Origin of the sequence: Thalassobacillus sp. B23F22_16 (assembly GCF_043496955.1) — a bacterium.
GTDB classification, from domain to species: Bacteria; Bacillota; Bacilli; order Bacillales; family Halobacillaceae; genus Thalassobacillus; species Thalassobacillus devorans_A.
Map to the genome: position 1 here is coordinate 26728 of NZ_JBIEKD010000022.1, position 21366 is coordinate 48093.

At 42.7% G+C, this 21366-nt stretch carries 26 protein-coding genes; 16 read left to right on the forward strand and 10 right to left on the reverse strand.

Annotated elements, in window-relative coordinates; all coding sequences use genetic code 11:
* Positions 1–99: 99 nt before the first annotated feature.
* The 5 genes from ACGTNI_RS15570 (at position 100) to ACGTNI_RS15590 (ending at position 3882) form a co-directional block, all read left to right on the forward strand.
* Positions 100–351, forward strand: coding sequence for a hypothetical protein (locus tag ACGTNI_RS15570; RefSeq protein ID WP_062439254.1), 252 nt, complete (start codon positions 100–102; stop codon positions 349–351).
* A 188-nt stretch (positions 352–539) separates the two neighbouring features.
* Positions 540–1319 (forward strand): ABC transporter ATP-binding protein, encoded by a 780-nt coding sequence (locus ACGTNI_RS15575; protein WP_394463668.1) that lies wholly within the window; start codon positions 540–542, stop codon positions 1317–1319.
* Positions 1297–2058, forward strand: coding sequence for an ABC transporter permease (locus tag ACGTNI_RS15580; RefSeq protein ID WP_085505582.1), 762 nt, complete (start codon positions 1297–1299; stop codon positions 2056–2058). The genes ACGTNI_RS15575 and ACGTNI_RS15580 overlap by 23 nt, the downstream gene beginning before the upstream one ends.
* Positions 2059–2077: 19 nt before the next feature.
* Positions 2078–3082 carry an aliphatic sulfonate ABC transporter substrate-binding protein gene (locus ACGTNI_RS15585; RefSeq protein ID WP_394463669.1) on the forward strand — a complete coding sequence of 335 codons (1005 nt, stop codon included), beginning with the start codon at positions 2078–2080 and terminating at the stop codon, positions 3080–3082.
* A gap of 164 nt (positions 3083–3246) precedes the next feature.
* Positions 3247–3882 (forward strand): DUF3298 and DUF4163 domain-containing protein, encoded by a 636-nt coding sequence (locus tag ACGTNI_RS15590; RefSeq protein ID WP_394463671.1) that lies wholly within the window; start codon positions 3247–3249, stop codon positions 3880–3882.
* A gap of 344 nt (positions 3883–4226) precedes the next feature.
* On the opposite strand, the gene ACGTNI_RS15595 is transcribed toward ACGTNI_RS15590, so the two are convergent.
* The 4 genes from ACGTNI_RS15595 to ACGTNI_RS15610 all read right to left on the reverse strand — a co-directional run bounded on the left by ACGTNI_RS15595 (position 4227) and on the right by ACGTNI_RS15610 (position 7504).
* Entirely contained in the window at positions 4227–4349 is a 123-nt protein-coding gene (locus tag ACGTNI_RS15595) for a YfhE family protein (RefSeq protein WP_139823728.1), read from the reverse strand.
* An 86-nt stretch (positions 4350–4435) separates the two neighbouring features.
* On the reverse strand, positions 4436–4984 hold the full coding sequence (locus tag ACGTNI_RS15600; protein WP_394463672.1) for a GNAT family N-acetyltransferase: 549 nt from the start codon (positions 4982–4984) through the stop codon (positions 4436–4438).
* A gap of 344 nt (positions 4985–5328) precedes the next feature.
* Positions 5329–6450, reverse strand: coding sequence for an amidohydrolase (locus ACGTNI_RS15605; RefSeq protein WP_394463673.1), 1122 nt, complete (start codon positions 6448–6450; stop codon positions 5329–5331).
* Positions 6451–6598: 148 nt separating this feature from the next.
* The gene (locus ACGTNI_RS15610; protein ID WP_394463674.1) at positions 6599–7504 is read right to left on the reverse strand and encodes a TIGR01777 family oxidoreductase; all 906 of its coding nucleotides are present in this window, start codon (positions 7502–7504) and stop codon (positions 6599–6601) included.
* Between the two features lie 121 nt (positions 7505–7625).
* On the opposite strand from ACGTNI_RS15610, the gene recX reads away from it, so the two are divergent.
* Complete coding sequence (gene recX / locus ACGTNI_RS15615; protein ID WP_394463675.1) at positions 7626–8441, forward strand: recombination regulator RecX; 816 nt, start codon at positions 7626–7628, stop codon at positions 8439–8441.
* A 126-nt stretch (positions 8442–8567) separates the two neighbouring features.
* Here recX and ACGTNI_RS15620 read toward each other — a convergent pair whose 3' ends face one another.
* Positions 8568–9359, reverse strand: a complete 792-nt coding sequence (locus tag ACGTNI_RS15620) for an HAD family hydrolase (protein WP_394463676.1) — start codon at positions 9357–9359, stop codon at positions 8568–8570.
* Positions 9360–9484: 125 nt separating this feature from the next.
* Here ACGTNI_RS15620 and glcT point away from each other — a divergent pair, with 125 nt between their 5' ends.
* The 3 genes from glcT (at position 9485) to ACGTNI_RS15635 (ending at position 12917) form a co-directional block, all read left to right on the forward strand.
* Positions 9485–10330 (forward strand): glucose PTS transporter transcription antiterminator GlcT, encoded by an 846-nt coding sequence (glcT, locus tag ACGTNI_RS15625; RefSeq protein ID WP_394463677.1) that lies wholly within the window; start codon positions 9485–9487, stop codon positions 10328–10330.
* 251 nt (positions 10331–10581) lie between these two features.
* The gene (gene ptsG / locus ACGTNI_RS15630; RefSeq protein ID WP_394463678.1) at positions 10582–12621 is read left to right on the forward strand and encodes a glucose-specific PTS transporter subunit IIBC; all 2040 of its coding nucleotides are present in this window, start codon (positions 10582–10584) and stop codon (positions 12619–12621) included.
* A 29-nt stretch (positions 12622–12650) separates the two neighbouring features.
* Positions 12651–12917: a phosphocarrier protein HPr gene (locus ACGTNI_RS15635; protein WP_085505592.1), complete on the forward strand. Its 267-nt coding sequence runs from the start codon at positions 12651–12653 to the stop codon at positions 12915–12917.
* 59 nt (positions 12918–12976) lie between these two features.
* Here the strand turns inward: ACGTNI_RS15635 and ACGTNI_RS15640 are convergent, their stop codons facing one another.
* A complete protein-coding gene (locus ACGTNI_RS15640; protein ID WP_394463679.1) occupies positions 12977–13636 on the reverse strand; it encodes an SDR family oxidoreductase in 660 nt (219 codons plus the stop codon).
* An 87-nt stretch (positions 13637–13723) separates the two neighbouring features.
* On the opposite strand from ACGTNI_RS15640, the gene ACGTNI_RS15645 reads away from it, so the two are divergent.
* On the forward strand, positions 13724–14062 hold the full coding sequence (locus ACGTNI_RS15645) for a YfhH family protein (RefSeq protein WP_394463680.1): 339 nt from the start codon (positions 13724–13726) through the stop codon (positions 14060–14062).
* A gap of 44 nt (positions 14063–14106) precedes the next feature.
* Here the strand turns inward: ACGTNI_RS15645 and ACGTNI_RS15650 are convergent, their stop codons facing one another.
* Both ACGTNI_RS15650 and sspK read right to left on the reverse strand, forming a co-directional pair.
* Complete coding sequence (locus tag ACGTNI_RS15650; protein ID WP_394463681.1) at positions 14107–14280, reverse strand: YpzG family protein; 174 nt, start codon at positions 14278–14280, stop codon at positions 14107–14109.
* On the reverse strand, positions 14280–14444 hold the full coding sequence (sspK, locus tag ACGTNI_RS15655) for a small, acid-soluble spore protein K (protein ID WP_085505595.1): 165 nt from the start codon (positions 14442–14444) through the stop codon (positions 14280–14282). The genes ACGTNI_RS15650 and sspK overlap by 1 nt, the downstream gene beginning before the upstream one ends.
* 112 nt (positions 14445–14556) lie before the next feature.
* Here sspK and ACGTNI_RS15660 point away from each other — a divergent pair, with 112 nt between their 5' ends.
* Complete coding sequence (locus ACGTNI_RS15660) at positions 14557–14823, forward strand: YfhJ family protein (RefSeq protein ID WP_394463682.1); 267 nt, start codon at positions 14557–14559, stop codon at positions 14821–14823.
* Between the two features lie 75 nt (positions 14824–14898).
* On the opposite strand, the gene ACGTNI_RS15665 is transcribed toward ACGTNI_RS15660, so the two are convergent.
* Positions 14899–15891 carry a metal-dependent hydrolase gene (locus ACGTNI_RS15665; RefSeq protein WP_394463683.1) on the reverse strand — a complete coding sequence of 331 codons (993 nt, stop codon included), beginning with the start codon at positions 15889–15891 and terminating at the stop codon, positions 14899–14901.
* Between the two features lie 122 nt (positions 15892–16013).
* Between ACGTNI_RS15665 and mutY the strand changes: the two genes are divergently transcribed.
* The gene (gene mutY, locus ACGTNI_RS15670) at positions 16014–17102 is read left to right on the forward strand and encodes an A/G-specific adenine glycosylase (RefSeq protein ID WP_394463685.1); all 1089 of its coding nucleotides are present in this window, start codon (positions 16014–16016) and stop codon (positions 17100–17102) included.
* A gap of 98 nt (positions 17103–17200) precedes the next feature.
* Here the strand turns inward: mutY and yfhS are convergent, their stop codons facing one another.
* A complete protein-coding gene (gene yfhS, locus ACGTNI_RS15675; RefSeq protein WP_085505598.1) occupies positions 17201–17443 on the reverse strand; it encodes a mother cell protein YfhS in 243 nt (80 codons plus the stop codon).
* A 133-nt stretch (positions 17444–17576) separates the two neighbouring features.
* On the opposite strand from yfhS, the gene ACGTNI_RS15680 reads away from it, so the two are divergent.
* The 4 genes from ACGTNI_RS15680 (at position 17577) to ACGTNI_RS15695 (ending at position 20915) form a co-directional block, all read left to right on the forward strand.
* Positions 17577–17762: a gamma-type small acid-soluble spore protein gene (locus tag ACGTNI_RS15680; RefSeq protein ID WP_062439194.1), complete on the forward strand. Its 186-nt coding sequence runs from the start codon at positions 17577–17579 to the stop codon at positions 17760–17762.
* Between the two features lie 218 nt (positions 17763–17980).
* Positions 17981–18508, forward strand: coding sequence for a nucleoside tri-diphosphate phosphatase (ntdP, locus tag ACGTNI_RS15685; RefSeq protein ID WP_085505659.1), 528 nt, complete (start codon positions 17981–17983; stop codon positions 18506–18508).
* A 90-nt stretch (positions 18509–18598) separates the two neighbouring features.
* Positions 18599–20368, forward strand: a complete 1770-nt coding sequence (locus ACGTNI_RS15690; protein ID WP_394463686.1) for an ABC transporter ATP-binding protein — start codon at positions 18599–18601, stop codon at positions 20366–20368.
* Positions 20369–20423: 55 nt separating this feature from the next.
* Entirely contained in the window at positions 20424–20915 is a 492-nt protein-coding gene (locus tag ACGTNI_RS15695; RefSeq protein ID WP_394463687.1) for a metallophosphoesterase family protein, read from the forward strand.
* Positions 20916–21366: the final 451 nt, after the last annotated feature.

Here is a 21366-nt window from a genome sequence, read left to right on the forward strand (position 1 = left end):
ATTAAAAGATTATGACAAAAATTTTACAAAGAAGTTTTTAAGAGGGGAGTGAACGGGTAAATAAAAAATAAGAATAAAGAGCATGATGGGGGCACAAATATGAATTTAAAAGAGCAACTATTAGAAAAAGGATATAACAATATTGATATTATGGTAATCGATGAAGAGAACAATCAATCGACCATCCCGGATTTGTCTTTGCACAAAATCAATAATTTGGAATATAAGCTGTATCTGGATCCGAAATCAGTGGAAGTCAATTGGGAAAATGAACATCCCTATTTCACTGCAAAACAGCGAAATGAAGAGGGAAGAGATGTTAACATCAAAGGCTTTATCCTGGAATGGTAAAGCAAAGAAGGCGCGGTTCCAAAAGGGACCGCGTTTTTTTTCGTTTCAAGAATATTAAGAAAAGCTAATTATTTCTAATGCGAAAACTTAGAAATTGGTTGACACCTTTTAAACAAACCTCGTATACTCTATATTAACGATTAATTCCGACTAAATTTATTGGAATAATTACATTGGGGTGTGCGTATATGTTTTTACAGGTGAACAACGTGGCAAAAACGTTTGCTGAACATGAAGTGTTTTCTGGTATCGACCTTTCCATACACGAAAATCAGTTTGTATCATTACTTGGTCCCTCCGGGTGTGGGAAATCTACATTGCTTTCTATGGTTGCCGGTCTTGAATCAGCGACTGAAGGTTCGATCAGCCTGGGAGGTAAAACCATCCTGGAACCCGGAACTGACCGGGGGATGGTGTTTCAGCAGCCGGCGTTGTTTCCGTGGTTGACAGTAAAGGACAATGTGACTTTTCCTTTAAAAGATAAACTATCAAAGCAGGCACAGGATCAAGCTGCTGCGCACTACTTGAAAATGGTTCACCTTACAAGGTTCAAAGAAGCTTATCCTCATGAATTATCAGGAGGAATGCAGCAACGGGTAGCGATTGCGCGGGCACTGGCAATGGATCCGAAAGTGTTATTAATGGATGAACCTTTCGGAGCGCTGGATGAACAGACCCGCCATATACTCCATGATGAACTGATGAAAATCTTCCAGGAAACGAAAAAGACGATCTTATTCGTTACACACAGCATCCAGGAAGCGATCAAATTATCAGATCGGGTGATTGTGATGGGGACACGGCCGGGCAGAATCATTGCAGATTTTCCAGTGGATGTGGAACGTCCCCGTCAGCGTGATGATTCGCGGGTGATCGAACTGGAGCAGGAAATCATGGAACTATTGAAAGGCGAAATCAATAAAGTTTTGAAGGAAGAGTTGGATCATGAAACTAAGCATTTTACTTAAAAGAGTCCTATTCATTGGCGTTTTGTTGGCGATTTGGCAAGGTGTCTATATGTCTGGATATTTTCCAGCCATTCAGTTCCCACCACCTACAAAAGTATTTCAGGCCATGGTGGAAGGGTTTGCTGATGGCAAGCTGGTAAGTGCGCTGCTTGCAAGTTTCAAGCACCTGTTGATTGGTCTTGGTCTTGCAATTGGAATCGGTACATTGATAGGCGTGTTACTCGGAAAATCAAGACAGGCGGATGAGACAGCGGGGATGTACTTGATTGCCATGCAGAGTATTCCAAGTATCGTATGGGTGCCCCTTGCGATTATGTTAATCGGTTTGAATGAAACTGCCGTCATATTTGTAGTCGTTCTGGGTGGAACCTTCGTGATGGCACTAAATACCAGAACAGCTATTCACAGCGTTCCTCCTGAATTCATCAAGGCAGCCAGAACGATGGGTACGAAAGGAATGCGGCTGTTTTTCAAAGTAGAAGTGCCGGCAAGTCTTCCTTATTTCATGAGTGGTATCCGGCTGGCATGGGCATTCAGCTGGCGGGCATTGATGGCTGGTGAGCTGTTAAGCAACGGCCCTGGATTAGGTTACTCGCTCCGGTATGCGATGGATTTCGCACAAATGGAGGTTGTCATAGGAATTATCATTATTGTTGGTGTGATTGGATCGGTTGTCGATCAGCTTTTCTTCTCGAAAATGGAGAAGAAAGTAATGAGGCGATGGGGATTGTTAAAATAATTCATAGAGGAGAATAAATATGAAAAAGTGGTTGTCGTTATTATCTGTGGTTGTCTTAGGAATGATTTTAACAGCTTGCGGAACGAGTGAATCTGCATCTGGCAGCAAGGGGAAAAATGATAAGATCGTCATTGGATATTTCCCGAATATTAACCATGTGGCAGGCATGGTGGCGGAAGAGAAGGAATTATATGAACAGACACTGCCTGATGGCACAGAAGTCGAATATAAGTACTTCCCGGATGGTTCGGCATTTATGACCGCGATAGAAACAGGTGAAATACAAGGTGGTCTTGTCGGACCAGGACCTGCGATGAACCATTATATGAGTGGGGCAGAAATCAATATTGTAGCGGCTGGTTCGACAGGTGGAACGGTTATCATGGCCCGGGAAGGCTCGGGCATTGAGTCACCGGAACAGTTGCAGGATTCTACCTTTGTTTCCCCGCGCGTAGGGTGCACGCATGACGTACAATTCGAGGCTTTGATGATGAGAGAATATGACCTGAAATCGGATCGATTAAAGGGTGAAATGAAACACGTTACCGGGAAACCGGCGACATATTCACAATTATTTGCCAGCAAGCGAATCGATGCAGCCGCTGTACCAGAGCCATGGGCATCAAAAATTGAGGAAGAAGGGCATGGAAAAGTATTAGTTGAAGGAGATGATGTGGCATTCAACGATACCCTGCCGGCCGCTGTGTTTGTAACAAGTGCAGAATTAAAAGAGAATAACCCGGAACTTGTTCAAAATATGGTGGATGCTCATAAAGAAGCGACTACATTTATTCAGGATAATCCGGAAGAAGCGAAAGAAATTGCTATCAAGAAAATAAAGGACATTACCGAACAGGAATTATCCGCAAGCGTGATTGATAGTGCATGGGAACGTATTGATTTCACCTATGAAGTTAAACTGGAAGATTTGGAAGCATTTGCGGCAGCTTCCTTTGAATTAGAGTTCCTGAAAGAACATCCAGACTTAGACGGACTGGTCGATACTACATTTATTGAAGAATAAGAAGTTTAAGTGATCTGGATAATCACTATATAAATCATTCGATAAAGCTTAGAGCGCCTTTAGCGCTCTAAGCTTTATTTATGCACATGACTTCTATATGAAATCTCCAATTTTGCAATAAGATTCGGGAAAGAGGTGACACTAACGAGAAAGGAGGGCTTAGGATGAAAGTTCGTATAGTATGGAGTCTTTTGACTATTTTCATGCTTTGGGCCGGAGCGGCGGGAAGTGTCCAGGCAAAAGAGGGCATGCTCTATGAAATGAAAAACGTAGATGAAGTCGACAATCAATGGGAAATTCATATTCAATATCCGGAATTTACTGGTTTGAAGGATCCGGCATTTCAAGAGAAGTTGAATGGTTTGATTGAAAAGACCGTGGACGGATATATAGCCGAAGTTAAAGAAGCAGCAGAAAGTCAGGACTTCCCCGTTCGTTTTTTTGGAGAGACGACGGTAATGCAGGATAAGAATTTCTTCTCTATCCTTATGTCGTCTAGTCTTTCCCGAGGAAATACGTTTAGCGGAGATGTTGAATCGTTCAATTTTTATAATCAGGAAAAAGCTCAACTCATATCTTTGATGGACATCATGGACTTAAACAAAATTGATAAGGAAGTACAAGCACAGCTGAATGATAAACCTGAACAATTTTTTGTGGAAAATTTCCGTGGAGTAAGGCCGGAGACTGCTTTTTATATACAAAGTGGCGAGCTCGTATTGATTTTCAATAAATATGAAATTGCACCAGGAGTCTATGGAAATCCGGAAATCAAAGTGCCAGTCGATCACACGTATTAAGACAAAAAAAGTGCCGCTATCCCAATGGGAAAGCGGCCAATCTGATTGTCTAATTGATTCATTTCAGGGGAGGAATCAATACATTCAGTATTTTTAAGACAATCACTTATAAACAGTATTGTCCACATCCCTAACCTTTTATACATAAATCATCGCGTGATTTATCAACATTATTCACAACCCATGTGGACAAATCTGTCAACACTTTATTAACAATGGGGGAGGTCAATAAAATAGGATTGTTAACGGTTTACCCACAAAAGGTCTTTTTGTGTGGATAAGTATTGATAAAAGGTTAGGTATGCTGGTTGTTAAGTATATACCCCATTTTAATAAATCTAATCCTATGATTTTTTAGATCGTTGATAAATTTTATTTGCCTGTTTGAAATCTCTGCCGTAGAGCACTTCCTGTGTTTTCGAAAGGGCGCCTTTTGCCGCTTTTGTCTGTCCTTGTTTTGCTTTCATAATTAAAACCTCCTTATTCTCTACAGCCTCTCCAAATCTGGCGGATCTATACTAAATATAAAAAGCCTAAGCGGCGGTGTGCCGGCTTAGGCTTCGAGAGCTTCTTCAGATTCTTCTCCACTGTAGTAATGGAAGAGGTATTGTTCTTTAGTAATGGCAAACAGGTCATAAACGTCTTCTTTTTCATTGATACGCCCATAAATTTCTGGATAATCCTCATTGGCATGTGTGACGTATGGGAGTTTCAAAGCAGCTTTCATGGACCGAGGGTTGTTCCGGCGGATTTTCATGAAGATTGCTTCTATATCAAGTTGAAAAAACAATTCTTCGAAAAAAGCTTCTTTTGCGGGCCGGTTGTAGCCCTTTCCGAAATACGGCTGGCCGATCCATGTGGCCAGAAAGCCTTTGTTATCCGTGATGTCGAAGAGATTGATCGTTCCAATTGGGTGGTTCCAGTCATCCACAATTGTCCGGGATATGAGCTCACCGTTTTCTTCCGCTTCAATCGTCTGCCTGGTCAAAAAATAAAATTCATCGCTGGAGTAGGCTTTGTGACGGACGTAGGGGAAGACTTCGGGATGGCTCATCAGCTCAAACAATACAGGTGCATCATGCAAATCACGCTTTTTCAACATTAAAAAACCCTCCTTATCTGCAAAAGGAGGGAAGTCGGGTCGTAGGGAAAGGAACCTGCTGTGGACGCGACCACCCTCGAATTTTTATCAATTGCTCACAAAAATCCGGGGTGGGAATCGAACCCACTAGAACCAGTCAAGCTGGTGGCGCACCATTTGCCTTCCCATACTCCGCTCTATGAAAAATCTTTGATTTTCTCAGATCGTTGGATTAATCATAATCGATTTCTAAAGAAAAATAAATAGGCATTTGACTAATTTTTTATTTATTTTTTCGACAAATTATGGGAACGAGAAATCAGTCATGGACACTTATATGCAAGGGAGCATACGCCTTGATTTAATTACCTTTTAAAGATGATTTCCCCGTTTACCATCGTCCATAATGGCTTTGACATGTATTCGAACGGGTGGCCATTCCAAAGAACAAGGTCAGCGTCTTTCCCTCGCTCGATAGAACCGACGCGGTGGTCGACACCGAGATTTCTGGCGGGTGTGATCGTAATTCCTTCTAACGCGGTATCGATATCTAACCCTTCTCTGGCAGCCAGGGCAGCACAAATATTCAAGTATTGGATAGGAGTATAGGGGTGATCGGTCGTTATAGACACCTTAATACCGCTACTTGCCAACGTATGATAGGTCGCCCATGTCTTATTTTTCAATTCAATTTTGGATCGTCTCGTAAAAGTCGGCCCCACCGATACTTGTAAATCACGTCCTTGCAGCTCTTCTGCAATCAAGTGACCTTCCGTACAATGTTCGATGCGTAGGTCAAGGTCGAATTCATCTGCAAAACGGATTGCACTTAGAATATCATCCGCACGATGGGCGTGGATTCGTACAGGGATTTCCCGTTCTAACGCTCGGACAATTGGTTTTACTCGTAAATCATCAGGGTTATCCGCATGTTTGGCGTGGTAAAATGTTTCTCGCAGCATTCCCATGATGCCGAGTCTTGTAATGGAATCGTTTCGGGAAGTGGAATGGACCCGCTTTGGATTCTCTCCAAGTGCCAGCTTCAGTCCGGCAGTATCGCGGAGCAGCATACCAGCTATATTTTTTCCGTTATTTTTGATGACGGAGGTCATGCCTCCAATAATATTGGCACTGCCAGGCATTATGTGAGCGGTTGTAACACCGGCACAGATGGCATCACCGAACGCTGGATCAAGAGGATGTGCTCCGTCCATGGCACGTAGGTGGGGCGTCATTGCTTCAATCGTTTCATTGGCGTCACTTCCTGCCCAGCCTGTACCTTCGTCATATAAACCTAAATGGGTATGAACGTCTATGAAGCCGGGAAAAAGCATATTTTTGTTTCCGTCTATGAGCTGTGCATTCTCAGGAGGATTTACACGCTTTCCGAACTCCACAATTTTATTTCCTTCAATTAAGACTTGGCCGTTATCAATCCGCGGGGAAGTCACTGGGAAGAGCTTCACATTGGTTATTAGAGTTTGCATGATTTTTCTTGCCTTTCTGCCGGTTGATTTTTTTCTATTACAACTCTATTATATGCGAAGATCTACTGGAAGAGTATGTTAAAAAAATGGCCCAGGAGCATATATGTGAGATAATTGAAACCAAATAAAACGATCAGGAGAGTTTCTCCTAATCGTTAAAAATGTCTTGCAAGGCTGGTTTTAATTCAGGATATTTAAAATCATAACCATAGGCGATCGCTTTTTTAGGAATGACATGCTGCCCATCCAGAAGCAGAGTGCTCATGTCTCCAAGTGCTGTCTTGATGGCAAACGAAGGGGCAGGGAGCCAATGGGGACGGTTCAGTACGTCACCAAGCGTTTTTCCGAAATCCTTATTACGTTTCGGGTGCGGGGCAGTCGCATTAAGCGGCCCGACAGCCTCTTTGTTGGAAATAGCAAAGTCGATTAGCCCGACGACATCATCGATATGAATCCATGATAGCCACTGTTCTCCCGTACCAACTTTTCCTCCTGCCATCACTTTGTAAGGGATAGCCATTTTAGGCAATGCTCCCTCTTCACCAAGAATGATACCGAATCGTAAGTAAACCGTACGTACACCCTCGTCTGCGGCCTGGGATGCACGTTTTTCCCATTCCGTGACGACATTTGCGAGAAATCCGCTCCCTGGAGTGGTGGTGTCTTCGGTGAATATTTCTGTCATAGAATTACCGTAGTAACCTACTGCTGAAGCATTAACGAGTACTTTCGGTTTTTTCTTCAACTTTTTGACGAGTTCTAAGATACCTTCTGTTGCTTTAATTCGGCTTTCTAGAATGCTGCGTTTTCGCTCTTCGGTCCACCTCCCGCTATTCAAAGATTCTCCAGCCAAATTAACAATGGCATCAAGCTCATCTAATTGAGACTCAGGGGTGTATTCCGGCTTTAACCAGCCAATATATTTGATATTCGTTGTATCTTTATGTTTTTCTGGGCTGCGGGTCAATACGTAAACCTCATGACCTTCTAAAACCAGGTGTTTGGTCAACTGCTGACCAACAAATCCTGTACCGCCTGTTACTGCAATTTTCATCTAAGATTCCTCCTTTTATGAGGTTTGGTTAAATTTTACTTTAATTCGCCTGAAAATGCGATTCATACAAGTGTCCGGGGGATCGTTCATCATGATAAAATAAAGTAAGAGGTGATAAGTTTTGGCAAAAATCACGCGGATAACAACACAAAAGAAGAAAAAAGATCGTTTTAATATATTTTTAGACTTCGGACAGGGAGAGTCCTATGGTTTCAGTGTGTCCGAAGATATCCTCGTTAAGGAATCCCTTCACAAGGGGATGGAACTTGATGATGGTGAAATAAAAGCCCTGGTTGAAAAGGATGACTTACAAAAATCCTATACCCTTGCTATCCACTATTTAAGCTACCGAATGCGTTCGGAAAAAGAGATTCGGGATTACCTGGATAAAAAAGAAACCGATCCCGAACAAATTGATGTGATAGTTGCCCGGCTGTATAAAGAAAAATTATTGAATGATCAGAAATTTGCAAATTCACTGGTAAGAAGCAGAATCAACACATCAAGCAAGGGGCCGCTTATGATCAAAAAAGACCTGATTGAAAAAGGTGTTTCTGCTGCTAAAGCTGAGGAAGCACTTACGAATTATTCTTTTGAAGATCAATATGAGAAAGCAATGAAGTTTGCAGAGAAGAAACTGCGGTCAGGTGGCAAGAAATCCTTCCGGCAGCAGGTACAAAACCTCCAGCAGACATTAATGCAAAAGGGATTTACCAAGGATGTGGTCCAAGAAGTCATTGCCAACCTGCCAGAACAGGAGGAAGAAGATGCCGAATGGCAAGCAGTTGTTTATCAAGGAGAAAAAGTCCTGCGTAAATACGAACGAAAAGCAGAAGGTTTTGAACTGAAGCAGAAAGTGAAAGGCGCTCTCTATCGTAAAGGTTTCCAAATCGACGAAATCCAACGGTTCATAGAAGAAAATATAGTTGAAGAATAAAGTTTCCATGATGGAGCCTTATTTTATTGGGGGTTAATCAGCGGAAAAAGCAAGACTGGCAAGCCCCTGGAGAGGCTTGCCATTCATTCACTCCGTATGCTAGTGGTTTAAGGCCATGGTTCAACCTTAGATGAGTTTTTTACTTTCAAGGTCATCGATTGCTTCATAAACGTGGTCGACAACATGGGCGGCCTGCTTCTGAACTTCTGGATGAGCATTACTCATGGCATAGCTATGAGGAGCCAACTGAAACATCGGAATATCGTTGAAAGAATCCCCGATAACTGCAATTTGTTCAGACTTCAAGCCTGTTTGTTCAAACAGCGCCTGGAGACCGCTGGCTTTGTTGATCCCTTTCGGCACCAGATCTACACATGTTTCGTGTGAGACGAAACAATCAAGTTTCTGACTGTACTTTTCATCAATCCGTTTTTGCAGGGCCATCACATCTGGTTCTTTCCCATGCACGGTGATTTTCGATGCATCTACTTCAACCCCTAAAGCATCAGCCAATTCAGGATTAACCTGGATGTCATGAATCAATTGTTCCGAAATCATATCAATCCACTCGTTATGCTGATGGGTGAAGGTTTCCTCAGCTGTAGAGACAGTCGTCACCATCGGCTCCTTGACAATGTCGCGATAAACTTGACGCACCACCTCCGCGTCGAAGGTTTCAGCTAGGATATGTGAATTATCTGCTCCATAGACAAAAGCTCCATTTTGACTGATACGGTGACCTTTTTGTCCGATCCGTTCAAAAATGTCACTGATTTCATGATCCATCCTGCCTGAGGCGACAGCCAAATCCACTCCACGTTTAACCAGCCTATCAATTGCACTTATATCTTTTTCTTTTATAAAATGATTCATGCCAAGCAAAGTACCATCAAGGTCACTGACAAATAATTTAATCATTCGCGAATCTCCCTTCCATATGACACCATAGACAATAAACGATATTCTCGATATATTGTATACATTGAAAACGCTTCAAGGCAAAGCAAAACGACCTGGGGGAAATTGAATGAAGGGGGAAGGGCATGGACCAGCAAGTCATTATAGAGAAAGTGTTGAATAATAATGTTGTCATCGCGGAACATCCCACCTATAAAGAGGTGGTACTGATTGGAAAGGGCATCGGGTTCAACAGGAAAAAAGGTGCGTCTATTACATTTGATGAAGCCGATAAGACGTTTCTGCTTCGTGATGAGGAGCAGAAGGAGCAGTACGTAAACCTGCTGCCTTATGTAGAAGAAGACTTCATCGATTTTATGAATGACATTTTGCTGCATATCGAAAACAGAATGAATCAAAGCTTGAATGAGCATATCCATGTCGCGCTTACGGACCATATCGCTTTCGCTATCAACCGGGCCAAACAGGATATGCAGTTCAACAACCCTTTTTTATTCGAAATTGAAACACTTTATCCAAAAGAATACCAGGTGGCGATGGAAGTAGTAGAAATGATCAACAGTAAAGAAGGCATCGAATTTCCTGAAGGGGAAACAGGATTCATTGCTTTGCATATTCATAGCGCGGTGACAGACAAAACATTGAGTGATATTAATAAACATTACCAGCTTATTTCTCAAATGGTGGAAGTCATTGAAGAGTCACTGGAGGTTACTATTGATAAAAATAGTGTCGATTATCACCGACTGGTTCAGCATTTAAGACGTGCCATCGATCGGATACATGTAGGGGAAGAAGTCGGGGAAGAAAATCGTCTCGCGGAAATGTTGAAAACAGAATATCCATTATGCTATAATCTATCTTGGAAGTTGATAAAAGTGATGCAGAAACAATTAAATAAGCCAGTGGATGAATCAGAAGCGATTTATTTAACGATTCATCTGCAGCGATTAGTCAACCATAAAGCGTAATTATACGTGTTACTGATACGATCAGGCATGAGTATAAAAAGTTTTAAAGGTTTTCAATGGGGTAACTGTACCCTTTGAGGCCAAATAAAACTTTTTTGCTCATGCTTTTTTTATTACTTACAACGTCGATTCTATTGGCGTTTAAAATTTCAGGGAAAATGGAAGCGGTTTATTTCATTTTTCTGAAAAATTATATCCCATGACTAACTTATGGCTTCTGTATCACACTAAAACAAAAGGAGGAACTTTCCATGTTCAAAAATGCTTTTGGTACATTACAAAAAGTCGGTAAAGCATTGATGCTTCCGGTTGCGTTGCTGCCTGCTGCTGGTATTTTGCTGGCTTTCGGTACGACGTTCCAGCAGGAATCCTTTCTCGAACGTGTACCTGCGTTCGAAGCAAACTGGATTCAGGTTTTTTCACAAGTAATGGCATCCGCCGGTGACATCGTATTTGCCAACTTACCTCTGTTATTTGCCGTTGGTGTAGCCATCGGACTTGCAGGCGGAGATGGGGTAGCGGGTCTGGCTGCTATCATCGGTTATTTGATTATGAATGTAACTATGGGCGTATTGGGTCAAGTCGATGCAGATATGGCAGCCAATTCACCCGCTTATGCTGAAGTGCTTGGTACACCTACCCTGCAAACCGGTGTATTCGGAGGTATCATCGTCGGTATATTAGCAGCGTTTTTATACAATAAGTATTTTAATATCGAGCTGCCGCAATTCCTTGGTTTCTTTGCCGGTAAGCGGTTCGTCCCGATTGTCACAGCATTCTCAGCTGTATTCTTAGGTATTCTTATGCTATTCGTATGGCCGTTTGCTCAAGATGGATTAAATGCTTTATCCCACGTAATGCTTAATACAAATATCCATATTGCTGCCCTTGTTTTCGGTATCATTGAACGGTCATTGATTCCGTTCGGACTTCACCACATTTTCTATTCACCGTTCTGGTTCGAATTCGGATCCTATGTAACCGAAGCTGGAAACACGGTCCGTGGGGACCAGCAAATCTTCTTTGCTCAACTTCGTGATGGAGTAGAGTTTACTGCCGGTACATTCATGGTTGGTAAATTCCCATTCATGATGTTCGGTCTTCCGGCTGCAGCACTCGCGATTTATCATACAGCCCGACCGGAACGTAAGAAGATAGTCGGCGGTATCATGGCATCGGCTGCGTTAACTTCTTTCTTGACTGGTATCACGGAACCAATCGAGTTCTCATTCCTATTCGTAGCACCATTGCTGTTCGGTATCCATGCCATTTTCGCTGGTCTATCGTTCATGACGATGTCGCTATTGAATGTTAAAATTGGCCAAACCTTCTCCGGGGGGTTAATTGACTTCATCCTGTTCGGTATTTTACCTAACCGTACCGACTGGTGGTGGGTAATCATCGTAGGGCTGATCTTCTCTGTTATTTATTACTTTGGGTTCCGTTGGGCAATTCTTAAGTTCAACCTGGCAACTCCAGGTCGTGAAGACGATGAAGTAGATGCAGATGACGACAGTGAAATAGGGGATCTTCCATATGAAATCCTCGAGGCAATGGGCGGACAAGGGAACATCGCTCATCTGGATGCGTGCATCACACGGCTTCGCGTCTCTGTCAACGATAAAGGTGACGTTGATAAAAACCGACTGAAGAAGCTTGGAGCATCCGGTGTTATGGAAGTCGGAAATAATATTCAGGCAATCTTCGGGCCAAGATCGGATAGCTTGAGGGGACAAATGCAAGACATCATCAATGGAAAAGCGCCTCGTGCTGTCGCAGAAGATCGCTCGGAAGTTGCAGAGGAAGCAAAAGATGCAGAAGTACCTGTCGGCGGGAAAGATTTCAATTTTGTAAGTCCGCTGCAAGGGGAAATTATGCCAATCACTGAAGTACCGGACCAAGTGTTCTCTGGAAAAATGATGGGTGATGGGTTCGCTATCAACCCTAGCGATGGTAAAGTCGTTTCTCCTGTAAACGGTAAGATATTGAATGTATTCCCGACTAAGCACGCGATCGGAATCCAGGCTGAAAACGGAACAGAAATTCTGGTTCACATTGGAATCGATACGGTTAAGCTAAAAGGGGAAGGCTTCGAAGCGATGATTGAGGAAGGCGACGAAGTCAAGCAAGGACAAGAATTGATGAAAGTAGATTTGGATTATGTAAAAGACAATGCAACTTCAATCATTACTCCAGTCATCTTTACAAACTTGCAGGAAGGTCAGGAAGTAACGATTGCAAAACCAGGCGAAGTGCGTCATAATGACCCTGGTATCATTGAAATTAACTAAAAAAATCATATAAATGAGGAGAGATTCAAATGGTAGAACAAACAATGAAGATCACAGCAGCAGACGGACTACACGCTCGCCCGGCAACAGCAATGGTTCAGGTAGCAGGTCAATATCAATCAGATGTGAACCTGGAGTATAAAGACAAGTCCGTTAACTTAAAGTCCATCATGGGTGTTATGTCACTTGGAATCCCTAACGATGCAGAGATTAAATTGACTGCGGATGGCGAAGACGAAAAAGAAGCACTGGAAGCAGTAGTAAACAAAGTGAAAGAAGAAGGACTTGGAGAGTAATTATTATAATAGGAAAGCTGCTGACCTCTTAACTGAGGTTCAGCAGCTTTTTTTTGCTTTTAGGAATCGACTTTAATCTCTTTACGGCGATCGTCTTCCGTGAAAATTTTGTCAGCAACGCCTTCAGGACCTTTCAGACGAGAAGGATCAGAAACGTGGTCGCTTTCTGACCAGAATGGCGTGTTCATGCCACCCATATAGACAGCTGTCGCTGATATCGGCTGGTCTTCCCATTCTTTCTGAAGGCTTTCTGTGAAACCGCGGACTGCGAATTTGCTGGCACAATAGACCGACTCATTCACTTTACCACGGAGCCCCGCAGTGGAAATGATATTCAGGACTCTGCCTTCCGATTCTTTTAGTAGTGGAAGAGCTTCCTGCGTCATCAGTATTGTGCCTTTTACATTGGTATCCAGCATTGTATCTATATCTGCTTCCTTCAATGTTGATAATTCACCAAAAATTCCAATGCCGGCATTATTAATCAATACATCAATCCGGTTCAATTGGCGAATCGCTTCTCTAACGGATGCAGGCTCTGTGACATCACAAATATAGGATTCAGCTGCTCCGCCTTCCTTAAGTATTTCAGTTCGAACCAGGGATAATTTGCGTTCCGTTCTCCCCAGCAGGATAACTTCGTAACCTTCTTCGGCATAACGGTGCGCTAATGCTCTGCCTAATCCAGTACCGCCCCCGGTAATTACAGCTTTTCCCACATGAATTCCCCTTTCCTCAATGTTCCTCATTTCCATTGTGACGAATGCTTGTTAAAATGTAAATGGATAACCATAGGAGGGAATATAATGGAACGCAGATATAGTGATATGTCCATCGAGGAATTACGCCGGGAAATCGGCGAGTTGACGGATAAGGCAAGAAAGGCAGAACAAATGGGAATGGTGAATGAGTACGCTGTTTATGAGCGAAAGATCATTATGGCAAAATCTTATATGCTGAACCCGGCTGATTTCAAGCCAGGAGAGGAATACCAGATCGAAGGAGATCCAGCACATAACTTCAGGATCGTATACATGAACGGCACATTTGCCTGGGGATACCGTGTGAACGATCAAGGGGTAAAGGTTAGTGAAGAGGAAGAAGAAGCACTGCCGATTTCCATGCTTGGCAAAAAAATGAATTAATTTAAAAAGCGCGCCTGGATTGAGGCGCGCTTTATTACTGGAAGTCAGGCACGTTTATTCATCTGTACTTCCGTGATGATTTCGGATTGCGTCTGCTGTGTTTCACCATTTACCTGGTGAGCAGCATGCTTCGGGTTGGCTCGAGGAGAATCGAACGGGTCGCTGTACAAATTATCAAAGAAACCTTTTTGAGGTTTCCGTCCTTTTTTTCTACCCATTATATTTCACCCTTCCCTTCGTCCAGCCTGTGTGAAGAGCGGGCCATACGCTCTTTCGGATGAGTGTTTATCGAACCATCGGCCCGTTTGGAAGCAAATTCCGCTTTAGCCCTTGGTTCTCCGTTCATTTTCTTTTCTGGAAAGCCAACAGTTTTATTTCGCATTTTTTAGCCTCCTATAGCATCAAATCATGATGCAAGTATAGTTTATGTAAATTCAAAACAGCTATGTGTTACAATGAGGAAGTAATGATTGGGAACATATGAGGTGACAAAAATGGAAGAAATTTTTCAGCGTCTTGCTGATCAGTTATATGAAAAGAACCCGTCGTTATCGATTGATGAAGCGCGCACTTGGGTTGAGCTTTTATGGGAAGATTTTGAAGTGACAAGAGCGAAGGCGGGGCATGAATACCAGGGTAAGCAATTGACCGAGCAGATTGTGACGCAATGGATCAACCATTATGGGGCGAAACTGCATGAATTTTCTGCTAACAATCCTAAATATAAAGATATGCTTACCAGGAAAAGGCCTTTGAATTGAATAAAATAAGAGGCTGGTTCCTATCGGTGTCTCCCCTGATCAAAGGGTAGGCACCACTAGGAGTCAGCCTCTTCTTCATGAATCCACTGGAACAGGATCCAGTTTACTTTTCAGTTTTTCTTCTGTAAATACCCATCCTGTATAAGAATTCATAATTTCCAAAGTGGAATCATCGATTTGAGCTACCGCAACAAATGGATATCTTCCACGTGAACGATAACGTAAATCAATAAATCGCACTTCGGTGTGCTCATTGTAATAAGTGATTTCCCAACGATATACCGGGGAGAATGACAGGAAAGCTTTGATGTTATGATCTTCCATAGCTCTTTTCATAATCGGGTCATCTTCCGGAATGGTTTGCCGCGGAAATTCATCTAAAATGATGATATGCGCATTCTCCGCCTTTCCCACATAATAATGTTCATTTGTGGTAATGGCGATCCGCCAGTTATTTTGTTTCATGGTCGGTGAAGTAGCAATTTGCTCAACATTTTCAAAGTGTTCATGGACAAGTCTGACCATCTCCCGTTTGTCAAAGTAACGTTTTACATAGTAGAGAGCGATCACAAAGTAGATGATCAGCCAAGTTAACCCAGGGTTAGCTCCAAGGTTCCAGGCTACGATACCGGCGATATGCATTAAAAAGATGTAAAGGTCGAAGGTATTAATGAAGCCGTATGCAACCCATCGTTTTGTAAACGGACGATAGGCTTGCGTTCCGTAGGCATTGAATACATCGACGAACACGTGCAAAATCACTGCTAAGAAAGTCCAGAGCCATAAATGAAGGAAACTGACCTCTGGAACGAAAGCATATATGACACCGGATAATGCAAGGCCCCAAAAGATAACCGCTGGTATCGAATGGGTAATGCCCCGATGGTTCCGAATATAAACGGCGTTATTTTTTAATTTTAGTATCGTATCGAAATCAGGCGCCTGGGATCCGACCATGGTACCGACAAGTACGGCATTGAACAAGGCAGGGTCATTCTGAACTACTGGATCAAGCGTAGCCAGCCCTCCCAGGGCGACTCCCATGACAACATGAGTACCGGTATCCATCCAGATACCTCCTTTATGGACTTCTTGGTGGATTTCATTGATATATACGAACTGGGAGTAATACTATTTCCCTTACTACTATAAGCTTTTTGATTTAATTGTATCATGAAAGGTGAATCACAATGAAAAATAAACAAGCACGAATTTATGGCATTTTATCTGGGTTTAACCGAACGGAATTTCAGCATGATTTGATCAATTGGTTTAAACAGGAACAGCGTGCCCTTCCATGGCGAGATAATCAGGACCCTTATCGAGTATGGGTATCTGAAATCATGCTCCAACAGACTAAAGTCGATACGGTCATCCCTTATTTTCATCGTTTTATTGAAAAATTCCCAACACCTGAAAGACTTGCTGAAGCGGACGAACAGGAAGTGTTGAAAGCGTGGGAAGGTCTAGGTTACTATTCCCGTGCTCGCAATCTGCAAAACGCCATTCGTGAAGTCGTCAGTGAATATGGTGGGAAAGTTCCGGAAGAAGCCGATGAATTAGGTTCCCTCAAAGGGGTTGGTCCATATACAAAAGGGGCCATTTTAAGTATTGCTTATGATAAACCGGAACCTGCTGTTGATGGTAATGTCATGCGTGTCATGTCGCGTATTTTATATCTCGAAGATGACATTGCGAAGCAGGGTACCAAAAAAGTGTTCGAGTCTCTCATCCGAGAGGTGATATCAACGGAAGATCCATCGTCTTTCAATCAGGGGTTAATGGAGCTTGGTGCGCTGGTCTGTACTCCGAAATCTCCAAGTTGTATGTTATGTCCGGTACAAGAGCATTGCCGTGCATTCCATGAGGGAGTCGAGCAAGAGCTTCCGATAAAAACAAAAACGAAAAAACAAAAACGAGTTCCCTATGCGGCCATGATAGTTACTAATGATGAAGGTAAAGTTTTAATCCAGCAAAGGCCTGCAGATGGTCTGCTTGCAAATTTATGGGAGTTTCCGATGGTTCCCCTTGCCGATATTGATCGTAACCATCTCGTACATTGGTTTTATGGGGAGTATGGAATCAAAATTAAACAAGAAGAATCCTTAGATAAGATAAAACATGTCTTTTCCCACCTTATTTGGGAGCTGGAAGTGATCCCTGGCGTAATCGAAGCGGGAGAATTGGACCACCCACGAGCCAGGTTTGTTTCTCTGAAGGAATTGGAATCTTATCCGTTTCCAGTTTCCCATCAGAAAATAGCGAAACATGTACAATAAAAAGTTCCAGCCCCATCAGGGTGCTGGAGCTTTTTTCACTTTAAGAAAGTTTCATGCAGCGAACACAAGGGAAGCCGCAATAAAACTATTTTAACGGATTACAAAGGAGCAATCGTTGTCGAACGGACGCTCCTGTGATATTCAGGAATATCTTCTATGTGATAGGCGAGCCCGCCACGATTTACAATTTCTTCGTTGATCTCCCTTAGAATCGTTGTGCCTTCTTGATTCAAATAAGGGGCAATTTGAGACAAAGAATAGTGGAAGAAACGCAGTTCTTCATTTTTCCAATCCTGTTTGCTGGTCATGGTCAGCTCGCTCATATCCCGGCCTGTATACATCTTTTTCGCCTCCTCCTTTAATAGTGTGGAAAAAATCCTGCACCTTATTCAAAAATGGTTAAACATGGAATTTTATTTTTTTGGATAATGACATTTCAATTTGGGCATTCTAATTCTTGCGGAGGTGATAAAGATGGCTAAAAAACAACAAAACCAACAAAACCCAAGCAAAACTAATGCTGCAGAAGTAAGACAGCAAAACCAGCAAGCTGCTCAAAAAGGTCAGCAGCAACAACAATATGGTGCTGAATTTGCTGCAGAGACTGACGCACAAGAAGTTCGTCAACAAAACCAAAAGTCTCAAGCTAAAAAGAAATAACGAAGATCCCCCGAATCTTCTAAACGAATAGCAGACAAAAGCAGCTGCTGAAAAAGACAGACCGTGCTTCTTTTCCAATTGGAAGAAGCAACGGTCTGTTTTATTTATGCTGACTCCGAGGCTAAGACTGTAATATTTTCAATTACTGACAGTTATCGTTATAATGGTTAGAGTAGATAAAATCGGTGGTTATTATGACGTTAGGGAAGGGAGATCTTATGCCTGCACCAGAACCAGGACAATCGGTCCAAATACAGAGCTATAAACATAACGGTAAGCTGCACAGGATATGGGACAGCACGACGATATTAAAAGGAACAAGAAATGTTGTCATTGGAGCGAATGATCGGACGATCGTAACAGAAAGTGATGGGCGGACGTGGATGACAAGGGAGCCGGCAATCTGTTATTTCCATTCCAAACATTGGTTTAACATCATCGGTATGCTTCGCAATGATGGCGTATACTATTACTGTAATATCAGTTCTCCTTTTGTATATGATGAAGAAGGGTTGAAATACATTGACTATGATTTAGATGTCAAAGTATATCCGGATATGACGTTTACGCTGCTGGATGAAGACGAGTATGAGCAGCATAAACGGGAAATGAATTACCCGAAGGTACTTGATCGTATTTTGCATAACAACGTAGACACACTCATACGCTGGGTCAGACAGCGCAAGGGCCCGTTTTCCCCAGAATTCATTGATCAATGGTACGAACGCTATTTGACATATCGCTAAGTAAAATGAAACTGCCGCGCCGCTGCATGTGTGCGCGGCCTTCCTTTTTACCCAGGCAGGTGCTTTTGCATAAAGAAAGAGGTGACAGCTGTGGACAGCATCAAACGATATTTATCCTTTGTGAAACCTTATAAAGGCAAAATTATTTTAACTATATTAATTGGTATCATTAAATTTTCTATTCCTCTTTTAATGCCGTTGATTATTAAATATGTCATCGATGATATTATCGGAGGAGATATGACGCAGAGCGAACAGTTCAATCAGTTATTCTGGCTGATGGGCGGTGCCTTTTTAGTGTTTTTTGTGTTGCGGCCGCCGGTTGAGTATATCCGGCAGTATCTTGCCCAGTGGATTGGCAGCAAAATCCTCTATGATGTACGTGATAAGCTTTTTGATCATATTCAAAAGCTGAGCCTGCGGTTTTATTCCCGTTCGAAAACAGGGGAGATTATTTCCCGTGTCATTCATGACGTCGAACAGACGAAAACCTTCGTCATTACCGGCCTTATGAATATCTGGCTGGATATGTTCACGATTGTGATCGCAATTATCATCATGCTGAACATGGACATTTGGCTGACACTCGTAGCTATATCGTTATTCCCACTATATGGACTTGCGGTGAAGTTCTTTTATGTTAAATTACGCCGCCTGACAAGAGAACGTTCCCAGGCGCTGGCAGAAGTACAAGGCCACCTTCATGAGCGGGTGCAGGGCATGCCGGTGATCCGCAGTTTTGCGCTTGAAGATCATGAGCAGCAGCAATTCGATGTTCAGAACTCAAACTTTCTTGATAAAGCTCTTAAGCATACGAACTGGAATGCTTACACCTATTCGGTCACTAATACCATTACTGACCTGGCTCCATTGCTTGTCATTACGTTTGCCGGTTATCAGGTGATCACAGGTAACCTGACTGTAGGTACACTGGTAGCATTCACAGGCTATATGGACCGCGTCTATAACCCGCTTCGCCGGTTAGTGAACTCCTCGACAGTTCTGACCCAGTCGATTGCATCGATGGACCGTGTCTTTGAATTCATGGATGAAAAATATGATATCCAGGATAAAAAGGATGCTAAGGAACTGACCCATGTCGATGGGGATGTCACTTTTGATAATGTTTCTTTCCGGTATGAAGATGAAGAATCACTCGTACTCAAGAATTTATCTCTTGATGTCAAGCACGGAGAAACGATAGCCTTTGTTGGAATGAGTGGCGGTGGTAAATCTACACTGATCAGTTTGATTCCAAGGTTCTATGATGTGGAGGAAGGAAGAATTCTGATTGACGGACAGGATATCCGCGACGTCAAAGCCCGCACATTGAGAGATAAAATCGGTATGGTATTACAGGACAATATTTTATTCAGTGAATCGATTGCCATGAATATTAAAATGGGCAACCCGGATGCTACGGATGAAGAAATGATTGAGGCCGCTAAAGCTGCTAATGCTCATGACTTTATTACAGAGCTCCCGAACGGCTACCATACGATGGTCGGAGAGAGGGGAGTCAAGCTTTCCGGTGGCCAGAAACAGCGGGTGGCTATTGCCCGGGTATTTTTAAAGAACCCACCGCTGCTGATACTGGATGAAGCGACGTCCGCGCTTGATTTGGAGAGTGAGCATTTAATTCAGGAAGCATTAGAAAAACTGGCTTCCGACCGGACGACATTCATCGTAGCCCACAGGCTATCGACAATTACACACGCAGACCGTATTGTGCTGGTGGAAAATGGGCAGATCAAAGAAACCGGCACCCACGAAGAGTTGATGGGACTGCGCGGTGGATACTATGATTTATATCAAGTTCAGGAATTAGACGATAGTAAAACGGAATATATGGGAACGTAGAAGAGAGGGAGGACCCCTCTCTTTTTTATTGAACGTACCTATAAAAGGAGGATGAATGGTGAAGGTTGTAGTTACCGGAGATACGCATATGCCGAAAAAAGGAAAACAGTTACCGGATCACCTGGTGACAGAACTTTCTTCGGCAGACCTGATTATCCATACGGGGGATTGGCAGTCACTTGATGTCTACAATGCACTCCGTGAATACGGAGAAGTGAAGGGTGTATACGGAAATGTTGACGGAGAAGAAATTAAAAGTCATTTTTCATGCAAAGAGATCCTACAATTAAACGAGTATAAGGTAGGTCTTGTGCATGGAGATGGGGAGGGAAAAACAACAGAAAAACGAGCGTTAGAAGCCTTCGAAGGAGAAGAACTTGATATACTTATTTTTGGTCATTCCCATATTCCTATGTTGCGCTATTTCAAGAAGCTTTTACTATTTAATCCTGGATCTCCGACAGATAAGCGAAGACTCCCGTACTACTCTTTTGGAATACTTACAAGCGATGAAGGAATCAGGGCAGAGCATGTGTTTTTTAATTAAAACAGCTAAGCTGAGTGTTAATTTTATAGTTTAGCACCCATTTGCTGAAGACTCAATTTCAAGATAGTGTGTCCGTTGTGGTTGTGAGCGTTTGGAGGTCCGGAAAATCACTCGCTTTCCGTGGGCATGTGGTGAGCTTCCTCAGGCTTCGCCTTGCGGGATCTCACCGATCATGTTCATTCCACAGGAGTCTCGCAATTTCCCGGCCCTCCTTGCGTTTATGAGAGAAACGGAAACATCGGTAGATCGTTCTTCAAACAAAGAGTGAGCTTCTTATGAAATAAAAAATCGTTTATGCACCTTTAACATAGAGGTAACGCGGGTAAAAATAGTTGTGATGGATAACAATACCTATATTGTGAACTTTTTGTGTCAATTGTTCGAACAATTTGTTACAATACTAATAAGAAGAATACGCTTACATGAAAACCAGACATTATGAGGAGTTGAT